The 8,559-nt window shown below is 63.8% G+C and carries 10 protein-coding genes and 1 riboswitch; of the genes, 5 read left to right on the top strand and 5 right to left on the bottom strand.

Annotated elements, in window-relative coordinates:
- Positions 1–140 precede the first annotated feature (140 nt).
- Entirely contained in the window at positions 141–1,304 is a 1,164-nt protein-coding gene (locus BVH01_RS07100; protein WP_075929670.1) for a 1-acyl-sn-glycerol-3-phosphate acyltransferase, read from the bottom strand.
- Positions 1,305–1,450: 146 nt separating this feature from the next.
- On the opposite strand from BVH01_RS07100, the gene BVH01_RS07095 reads away from it, so the two are divergent.
- The 4 genes from BVH01_RS07095 to BVH01_RS07080 all read left to right on the top strand — a co-directional run bounded on the left by BVH01_RS07095 (position 1,451) and on the right by BVH01_RS07080 (position 3,434).
- Positions 1,451–1,633, top strand: coding sequence for a CPXCG motif-containing cysteine-rich protein (locus BVH01_RS07095; RefSeq protein ID WP_075929669.1), 183 nt, complete (start codon positions 1,451–1,453; stop codon positions 1,631–1,633).
- Positions 1,633–1,893 (top strand): DUF2007 domain-containing protein, encoded by a 261-nt coding sequence (locus tag BVH01_RS07090; protein ID WP_075929668.1) that lies wholly within the window; start codon positions 1,633–1,635, stop codon positions 1,891–1,893. The genes BVH01_RS07095 and BVH01_RS07090 overlap by 1 nt, the downstream gene beginning before the upstream one ends.
- A gap of 36 nt (positions 1,894–1,929) precedes the next feature.
- Positions 1,930–2,547: an SOS response-associated peptidase gene (locus BVH01_RS07085; RefSeq protein WP_075929667.1), complete on the top strand. Its 618-nt coding sequence runs from the start codon at positions 1,930–1,932 to the stop codon at positions 2,545–2,547.
- A 68-nt stretch (positions 2,548–2,615) separates the two neighbouring features.
- Positions 2,616–3,434 carry a M48 family metallopeptidase gene (locus tag BVH01_RS07080; protein WP_075929666.1) on the top strand — a complete coding sequence of 273 codons (819 nt, stop codon included), beginning with the start codon at positions 2,616–2,618 and terminating at the stop codon, positions 3,432–3,434.
- A gap of 101 nt (positions 3,435–3,535) precedes the next feature.
- On the opposite strand, the gene BVH01_RS07075 is transcribed toward BVH01_RS07080, so the two are convergent.
- From BVH01_RS07075 to BVH01_RS07065, 3 genes are all read right to left on the bottom strand, one after another.
- Complete coding sequence (locus tag BVH01_RS07075) at positions 3,536–4,123, bottom strand: TMEM165/GDT1 family protein (RefSeq protein WP_168175670.1); 588 nt, start codon at positions 4,121–4,123, stop codon at positions 3,536–3,538.
- A 91-nt stretch (positions 4,124–4,214) separates the two neighbouring features.
- A riboswitch (yybP-ykoY riboswitch) is annotated at positions 4,215–4,361 on the bottom strand.
- Positions 4,362–4,419: 58 nt separating this feature from the next.
- Positions 4,420–5,418 carry a class I SAM-dependent methyltransferase gene (locus BVH01_RS07070; RefSeq protein WP_075929664.1) on the bottom strand — a complete coding sequence of 333 codons (999 nt, stop codon included), beginning with the start codon at positions 5,416–5,418 and terminating at the stop codon, positions 4,420–4,422.
- Between the two features lie 72 nt (positions 5,419–5,490).
- Complete coding sequence (locus BVH01_RS07065; protein WP_075929663.1) at positions 5,491–6,456, bottom strand: 2-hydroxyacid dehydrogenase; 966 nt, start codon at positions 6,454–6,456, stop codon at positions 5,491–5,493.
- A gap of 132 nt (positions 6,457–6,588) precedes the next feature.
- Between BVH01_RS07065 and BVH01_RS07060 the strand changes: the two genes are divergently transcribed.
- Complete coding sequence (locus BVH01_RS07060; RefSeq protein ID WP_075929662.1) at positions 6,589–7,218, top strand: LysE family transporter; 630 nt, start codon at positions 6,589–6,591, stop codon at positions 7,216–7,218.
- Between the two features lie 28 nt (positions 7,219–7,246).
- Here BVH01_RS07060 and BVH01_RS07055 read toward each other — a convergent pair whose 3' ends face one another.
- Positions 7,247–8,422: an acetyl-CoA C-acyltransferase gene (locus BVH01_RS07055; protein ID WP_075929661.1), complete on the bottom strand. Its 1,176-nt coding sequence runs from the start codon at positions 8,420–8,422 to the stop codon at positions 7,247–7,249.
- Positions 8,423–8,559: the final 137 nt, after the last annotated feature.

Genomic DNA, 8,559 nt, shown 5'->3' with positions numbered 1-8,559 from the left:
AATGTTTCTGGATCACCGTCCAAGGCCGGGAAGACCCAGGACGGTGAAGATTTCCAAAACCCGATATCCAGTGGATCGTAAGGCTGCTCCGCTTAAGTGAACAGCATTACGACACGTCGGGGCTTTTTCTTGTCTGTTGATCAGAGTGGCAGCCCGGCCTTGACGCGGTATTGGTTGCGCACCGGCATCGCGTACTGAAGTATCAGGTAGGGTTGCTGCTCGCTTGGGCAGCGGCTCAGGCGCTGCTGCCATTGTTCCCTGGCGGCAGCCAGCTCGGCGGCGTCGAACAGTGTGTCGACTGCTGGTACTTCCAGTTGCGGATCGCGCTCGCTCCACATGGCATACGCCAGGTAGTGCACGGGGAACAGGCGGTAGCCGGTAAGGATCTGCGCATCGGTCAGCGCGGCCAGTTGTTTGGCGTCCTCGAAGCCGCTGGTGATCGGGTCGCCGAAGTGCACGTGGACACGGCCTTTGTAGCCGGTAATGCCCAGGCCGATGCTCTTGTCATCCTCGCCCGGCTGCTTGGTGTAGCTGCCTGTGGTTGCGCGTGTATACAGCTCGCGCGCCTTGGCCTGGTCGCAGGGATCGTACTCGTAGCTGATCGACACCGGGGTCAGCTTGAGGCTGGCGATGACATCGGCGAACGGCTCGTCCTTGCGGCTCATATGAAACATCTTGAGGATCGCCGAATCGGTGCGGTCGTCACCGTCTTTGGCCCGGCCTTCGGCCTGGGCGATCCAGATCGACTCGCCATCCTGGCGGATCGAATGGCTGATGTAAGCCGAAAGCAGCTGGTAAGCGGCGAGTTTTTCGCGGCGGCCGGTGATCGAGCGATGCACGATGAAGCTTTTGTTCAGGCGCATCAGGTCGCTGACGAAGGGCTTCTGCAGCAGGTTGTCGCCAATGGCGATGCGCGGCGTCTGCAGGCCAGCATGGTACACAGCGTAGTTGACGAAGGCCGGATCCATGACGATATCGCGGTGGTTGGCCAGGAACAGGTATGGGCTGCCGGCCTTCAGTGTTTCCACGCCCGAGTAGGTCACGCCATCGGTGGCATGCTCGACGGTGCGGTCGATGTACGGCTCGATGGACTCCTGCAACGCGCGAACCGAATCGATGTGGCGGAACTGCGAGCGCAGTCGATGGGCTATAAGAGGTTTGAGCAACCAGCCGAACGGGCCGGCCATGCGCGGAAAGCGAAACTGGGTAAGGATGTCGAGAAACGCATCGTCGGCCAACAGGCGCGCCAGAACCGCTGGAATTTCCGCGTCGGCATAGGGTCGGATGCTGTCGAATTCGCCCATCATGATCTCTTGTGATTGTCGCTGCGATTGAAAGGTGGAATGCGCTGCGCCCTGTGCCGTGATCACGCGCCAATACAGCGTGAAAGCAACTCCGGGAGCAGCAATAGACCGCCCATTATACCCTGCAAGTCACACGGAGGCGCCCCATGTTGGAAACCCAGGATTATCAGTGCCCCTATTGCGGCGAGCCCGTCGAGGCGGTACTGGACTTGTCGGCCGGTGATCAGCAATACATCGAGGACTGCCCGGTATGCTGCAGACCCATCGTCTTTCTACTCGAAACCGATGGGCAGAGCTGGCATCTGGACGTGCGCGGGGAGAATGATTGATGAAGCGCATCTACGAGCCCCAGGACCTGATGGAAGGCGAGTTGCTCAAGGCCATGCTCGCCAGCGAGGGCATCCAGGCGCATCTGGTAGGTGCCCACCTGGCCGGCGCAGTGGGCGAGCTACCGGCATGCGGGCTGCTCGGCCTGCTGGTGGAAGACGGCGACGCCGAGCGCGCCCGCTGGTTGATCGCCGAGTACAATGGCGCACAACCGCTACCCGGTGACGAGCCGGATCCCCCTCAAGGCGTGCTGCTGTGTTGAGCAGCGGGTGCGCCCACCCATCCCGATGAGTCTTTCATGAGTGGACGCTTTGCGCTGTTTCGCTGGACGCCTGCCTTCGCGGCGCAGCCAGGTTTTCCTGCTGACCAGCTGCCGCACTGGAATCTGGCTCCCGGCTCCCAGGTGCTCGTGCTGCGCAGCGAGCATGAGCAGCCGCCGCTGACGCGGGCGCGCTGGGGCCTGACTCCTCCCTGGCTGAAGGATCTGTCGAAAACGCCGTCCCACGCCCGCGCCGAAACCCTCGCCGAACAGCCGATGTTTCGCGACGCATTTCGCCTGCGCCGTTGCCTCATTCCTGCCAACGGCTTCTATGAGTGGCGCGGCGCGGCGCGCAAACGGCCGTACTGGGTGAGTGGCGAGGATTCGCTGCTGTACTTCGCGGCGGTCTGGGAAGCCTATCCGGTAGAGGGCCATGTTTATCTGAGCACCGCCATGATCACCCAGGCGGCCGCGGCGCTACGCCGCCCTTTGATTCTCGACGCCGAGCAGCGGCAACGCTGGCTGGCCGCCGACACACCGCTCGAGGAGCTGCAGACGCTGCTCGTCGCCAAGCCCACAGCGCTGCGCGAACGAGTATTGAGCAATCTGGTCAATGACCCGAAGCTCGACGGGCCGGAGTGTCTGACGCCTGCTTGAGCCTTTGGCTTGCGCTGAAATACAGGCAGCCCCTAGCATACCTTGCTCAGTTACCAGGGAGATCCAGCATGAAACCGTCGTTGTCCATTACCACGCTGACTGCGGCTCTGCTGCTGGCAGGATGCCAAGCCGTCAACACCACCAGCGGTGGCTCGGTCGGCGTCGAGCGCAAGCAATACATGTTCAGCGCATTGTCGACCGATGAGGTCAACCAGATGTATGCCCAGTCTTACCAGCAGACTCTGCAGGAAGCCTCGAGCCAGGGCGCGCTGGACAAGAACAGCGCTGAGGCCAAGCGCCTGCAGCGTATCGCCGACCGCCTGATCAAGCAGGCTCCGCTGTTTCGCCCGGATGCGGCCCAATGGCAGTGGGAGGTCAACCTGATCAAGAGCCCGGAGCTGAATGCCAACTGCGGCCCAGGCGGCAAGATCATCTTCTACACCGGCATCATCGAGAAGCTGAAGCTCACCGACGATGAAATCGCCGCGGTCATGGGCCACGAGATCGCCCACGCTCTGCGCGAGCACGGCCGTGAGGCGATGTCCAAGGCCTATGGCGTGAACCTGGCCAAACAGGGCGCTGCCGCGCTGTTGGGCGTGACACCGGACAAGATGGCGCTGGCCGATGCCGCGGTGAACTACGGCATGACACTGCCCAACAGCCGCAGCAACGAGAACGAAGCCGACCTGATCGGCCTCGAGCTGTCGGCCCGCGCAGGCTTCAATCCCAATGCGGCGATCAGCCTGTGGGAGAAAATGGCCAAGGCCAGTGAGGGCGCACCGCCGGAGTTCATGAGCACGCACCCGTCCTCGTCGAGCCGTATCACCTCGCTGCAGGCCGCTATCCCGAAAGTCATGCCGCTTTATCAGCAGGCCAAGAAAGGCTGATCGCGATGTGACAAGTCGCCATCAAGTAGCTCGTATCTACTCGGTGGCGACTCAGCTCCAAGACCAACGCCGTGGTCGGACATTGGGCTTGCCTCAGTCAATCAGCCGTTCAGAAATCCACTCAACAGCATCGCCTGATAAGCCGCATAGACCGCTAGCGCGGCGAAGGCGATGGCGGCGAGCCGGCGAATCAAGGTGAGCGGCAGGCGGTCGGCGGCGAAGTTGCCGGCCAGCACCACCGGCACGTTGGCGATCAGCATGCCCAGCGTGGTGCCGAGCACCACCATGATGAAGTGCGGGTACTGGGCGGCGAGCATCACTGTCGCCACCTGGGTCTTGTCCCCCATCTCGGCCAGGAAAAAGGCGATCAGCGTGGTCAGGAACGGCCCGTAGCGTTTGAGGCTGGAGCTTTCGTCATCGTCGAGCTTGTCCGGGATCAACGTCCATAGCGCCACGGCGACGAAGGACGCCGCCAGAATCCAGCTCAAAAGTGCCGGCGAGAGCAGGCCTGCCACCCAGTTGCCCACCGCACCCGCGGCCAAGTGGTTGGCGAGCGTGGCGACCACCATGCCCCAGATGATCGGCCAGGGCCTGCGAAAGCGAGCGGCCAGCAACAGGGCGAGCAATTGCGTCTTGTCGCCGATTTCCGCGAGGGCGACTATCAGGGTGGGAACGAAAAGAGATTCCAGCATCAGGTTTCCTAAAGGGGCGGGTAGACACGGCTATGACACGTACAGCCTTCCCGCCCCGGGTAAGGTGTTCGTGTCATAGGTCTTGTCAAACCCTGCGCGGCGTTCGAGCCGAACGGCGCAGATCCGTCTGGGCGGATCTTGGGTCGCACGCACCATGGTCTGCCGACCAAGTATGTTGATGCATGCCGGGCGAGCGGGTGCTCGCGGGAGACTACTCCCCTAGGACGCGCGCATTCTGCCCAAACCGATCTTGTTGGGCAAGGCCTGCGCCGCTGTGCCGCAGGCAGGCTCCGTTAGCGGCTGGTGGCCTGGTAAATGCGGAAGCCATCGGCATCGGCCAGGGTGTGGCAGATGCCGATATGTTGTTCGATCAGCGGTGGGTACTTGAGGAAGCGGTTGGCCACCAGGCGAATCTGCCCGCCCTTGCGCAGGTGCCGGGAAGCCTGGCGTAGCAGGTCTTCGCTGGCCTGGTAATGAGTGTGCACGCCTTGGTGAAACGGCGGGTTGCTGAGAATGGCGCTCAGCTCCGCGGGCGCAGCGGCAATGCCGTCGCCGCTGATGACGTCGGCCTGCAGGCCATTGGCGGCCAGGGTCAGGCGACTGCTGACGACGGCGAATGCATCGACGTCCAGCATGGTGACGTGGCTGTCTGGGTAGCGACGTTTGAGCACTGCCCCGAGCACGCCGGCGCCGCAGCCGAAGTCGAGCAGATGGCCGTCTGGTAGCTGATTCAGATGCTCGAGCAGCAGCGCGCTGCCGACATCCAGCCGGCCGTGGCTGAACACGCCGGGCAGGGTGACGACTTCCAGTGAGCCATCGGCGAGCGGCAAGCTGTAGCGCTGTGCCAATGAGGTGAGATCAGGTTCCGCTGGCGCCTGATCCACGCGCACCTGCCACAGCTGGCAATGGCGTGCGCTGTCGAGTTTGCGCGGTGTGCCGTAGGCCGCCATCTGCTTGGCTGCACGCTCGACGCCAGCGCGCTTTTCGCCCACCAGATACAGCAGCTTGCCGGGCAGGCGGGCGGCGAGGGCGTCGAGCAGGTAAGCCGTCAATTCACGGGATTTGGGCAGGAACAGCACGGCCGTCTCGACCGTGGCAGCCGGCGGCGAGACGCCAAAGGTGCTGCGCCCGGCGAAGCGCGCGTCGAGCATACTCTGATCGCCAGCATGCCAGCTCCAACCCGCAGCCTGTGGCAGTTGCCCGAGCAGGTCATCTGCCGGCAGACCCGCGAGCAAGGCGGGGCCACCGAACAGCTCTGCCTGACGCAGCAGCACTTCACTTCGCGGATCCATCAGATCTACCCCGGCAAAAGCGCGAAGGGTAGGGGCGTGGGCCTCAAGCTGCAAGCCCGACGCACCAAAGGGTCAGTTGACCTGGCGTTTGGCTTGCCCGGCGAAAAAGCCCGCCGCGTTTTCCGCCAATTGCCCGACGATCCGCTGACGCGCCTCGCGGGCGCCCCAGGCGCTGTGGGGGGTGATGATCAAGCGGGGAATGTCGTCGGCCAGTAATGGATTGCCTTCTCTGGGCGGCTCCTGGGTCAGCACGTCGGTGGCGGCACCGCCCAGCTTGCCCGTGCGCAGGGCGTCGGCCAGGGCTTGTTCGTCGATCAGCCCGCCGCGGGCCGTGTTGATCACGAAGGCGCCCGGCTTGAGCAGCGCGAGCTCCCGGGCGCCGATCAGGTTGCGGGTCTGTTCGGTCAGCGGGCAATGCAGGGTCAGGGCGTCGACCTGGGTGAGCAGCTCGTCCAGCGCCAGTCGATCAGCGCGGGGCGGGCGCCCCGGCAGTTGGCCGTAGAGCACGCGCATGCCGAACGCTTCGGCCAGCCTGGCCACCGCGCCGCCCAGCTCGCCGTGGCCGAGCAGGCCAAGGGTCTTGCCTTCGAGCTCGACGATGGGGTGGTCGAGCAGGCAGAACATGGGCGACTGCTGCCAGCGGCCAGCGCGAACATCGCGTTGATAGTCTTGCAGGCTGGTGGCCAGGGCGAGCAGCAGCGTGAGGGTGTGCTGGGCTACCGAGGGCGTGCCGTAACCCTGGCAATTGCATACGGTCACGTCATGGGCTCGGGCCGCGGCAAGATCGACGTTGTTGGTGCCGGTAGCGGCGACCAGCACCAGCTCGAGGTCGGGACAGGCCGCCAACACGGTCGCATCGATCACGGCCTTGTTGCTGATCGCCACACGGGCACCTTGCAGGCGCTCGATGATCTGCGACGGGGTACTCTGGCCATGCAGCACCAGCTCGGCGAAGGGTTCGCGCAGCGGCGTCATGTCCAGATCGCCCAGGTCGAGTGAGCGATAATCGAGAAACACCGCGCGGCCTGTTTTACTCATCAGCTGTACCTTTCTGGCAGTCTTGTCGGGAAGTAAAGTGCAGCCTATCAGAAGCGCTCTGCCGCCTGCCCGCTCCTGTTGGGCGTGCCGGTACCCGCCTCCCTGGTCAATCAGCCAACTCCTGGAGCCGCCGTGTACTGGATGGAATTTCTTACCGTTGCCCTCATTCATCTCCTGGCCGTGGCCAGTCCGGGGCCGGATTTTGCCGTCGTGGTGCGCGAGAGCGTCGCGCACGGCCGGCGTACCGGCGTGTTCTGCGCCCTGGGTGTGGGCACCGCGATCTTTCTGCATGTGGCGTATTCGCTGGCAGGCATTGGGCTGATCGTTTCGCAGTCGATCATGCTGTTCAATGCCTTGAAGTGGCTGGCTGCCGCTTACTTGCTGTACATCGGTTTCAAGGCGCTGCGTGCCAGGCCGGCGGCGCCCGAGGCGGCGCGATCACAGGCGCCTGCACCAGTACGAACGCCGCGGGCAGCGTTCGTCACAGGCTTCGTGACCAATGGCCTGAACCCAAAGGCGACGCTGTTTTTCCTGTCGCTGTTCACCGTGGTGATCAACCCGCACACCCCGCTGCTGGTGCAGGGCGGCTACGGTGTCTACCTGGCCGTGGCCACGGCAGTGTGGTTCTGCCTGGTGGCGATGCTGTTCAGCCAGCAGCGCGTGCGTGACGGCTTCGCGCGCATGGGCCATTGGTTCGACCGCCTGATGGGCGCGGTGCTGGTCGGCCTGGGGATCAAGCTGGCGTTTACCGAGCTGAAGTAAGGGGCGCGATTGCGCCCCTGATCAGCCTCTAAAGCACTTCAATCGCGACTGCCGTCGCCTCGCCGCCACCGATGCACAGTGAGGCGATGCCGCGCTTGCCGCCAGTCTGGCGCAAGGCATTGATCAGCGTGACGATGATGCGCGAGCCGGTCGAGCCCACCGGATGCCCTTGGGCGCAGGCGCCGCCGTAGATATTCACCTTGGCGTGATCGAGGTCGTGTTCGCGCATGGCCAGCATGGTAACCATGGCGAAGGCCTCGTTGATCTCGAATAGATCGACCTGGTCCTTTTGCCAGCCGGCCTTGTCCAGCACCTTGCCGATGGCGCCGATGGGTGCAATGGTGAATTCGCTGGGATCCTGGCTCTGGGTAGCGTGGGCGACGATGCGCGCCAGCGGTTGCAGGCCTCGCGCACGGGCTTGCTCGGCGCTCATCAGCAGCAGCGCGCTGGCGCCATCGGAAATCGAGCTGGCGTTGGCCGCGGTAATGCTGCCGTCCTTGCTGAAGGCTGGCTTGAGGCCGGCGATGCGATCGATCCGGGCGTTGAGCGGCTGCTCGTCTTCGTTCACCTCGAGATCGCCCTTACGCGTCGCAACGCTCACGGGCACGATCTCATCGGCCAGTGCACCCGATTGCATGGCCTGCTGCGCGCGACGCAGTGATTCGATGGCGTAGGCGTCCATCTCCTCGCGGGTTATACCGTAGCGGTCCGCGGTTTCCTGGGCGAACGAGCCCATCAAGCGGCCAGTGCGAGCGTCCTCCAGCCCATCGAAGAACATGTGATCCTTGACTTCGCCGTGGCCCATTCGCAAGCCGCCACGTGCCTTGGGCAGCAGGTATGGGGCGTTGGACATGCTTTCCATCCCGCCAGCTATGACCACTTCGGCGCTGCCGGCCTTGATCAGGTCGTGGGCCAGCATCACCGCCTTCATGCCCGAGCCGCAGAGCTTGTTGATGGTGGTGCAACCCGTCGCGCTGGGCAGGCCGGCGGCGAGCGAGGCCTGGCGTGCCGGGCCCTGCTTGAGGCCAGCGGGCAAGACGCAGCCCATGATCACTTCCTGCACGTCGCTAGCGTCGATTCCTGCCCGAGCGACGGCGGCGCCAATCGCCGTCGCACCAAGATCCGTTGCGCTTACCGAGGACAGGCTACCCTGAAAACCACCCATGGGCGTGCGAGCGCCGCTGACGATAACGATATCCGACATATTTCCACCTTGATCTGCAGTAAAGGGGCGAAACCGGCCCGCTAGTCATAGCGAGCAACACAATCGTTCCTCTGACTGATTGAGTGAGCGCTGGCACAGGCTACTGTTGGGCAAGTTGCCATCTCCGCTCCGGTTTA

It is taken from the genome of Pseudomonas sp. PA1(2017) (assembly GCF_001945375.1).
In the GTDB taxonomy this organism is placed as follows: Bacteria; Pseudomonadota; Gammaproteobacteria; order Pseudomonadales; family Pseudomonadaceae; genus Aquipseudomonas.
This window is presented reverse-complemented; position numbering and strand designations above follow the sequence as displayed.